We start from the raw sequence: 305 nt of genomic DNA on the forward strand, positions 1-305 counted from the left end.
GCACTCAAAGCCTGGGAAGCCGGCAGCAATACCGACAAAGAAGGCAAAACCGCCAGCAGCGGCAACAGCACCCAAGCCGGCCAACAGCCGCTGCTCATCCTGTCCGCCCCGGCGGGCATTGCCAGCCTCACCGAACAAAGCCAGACAATTTCTGCTGGCACCAACCTCAACCTCATCGCCCAGCGCGACGCCAACCACACCACCGGCCGCCGCTGGCTGCACAACGTCGGCCAGCACATCAGCCTGTTTGTGGCCGGGGTGAAAGACAAGGTGGCGCTGAAGCTGATCGCCGCCAAAGGCAAGGT

At 63.3% G+C, this 305-nt stretch carries 1 protein-coding gene; it reads left to right on the plus strand.

Annotated elements, in window-relative coordinates; translation table 11 throughout:
• A partial coding sequence (locus ACODR9_RS24335; RefSeq protein ID WP_488813274.1) for a DUF2345 domain-containing protein occupies positions 1-305 on the plus strand: 305 nt, incomplete at both ends.

The sequence above is a fragment of the Aquitalea sp. FG25 genome, from assembly GCF_057809375.1.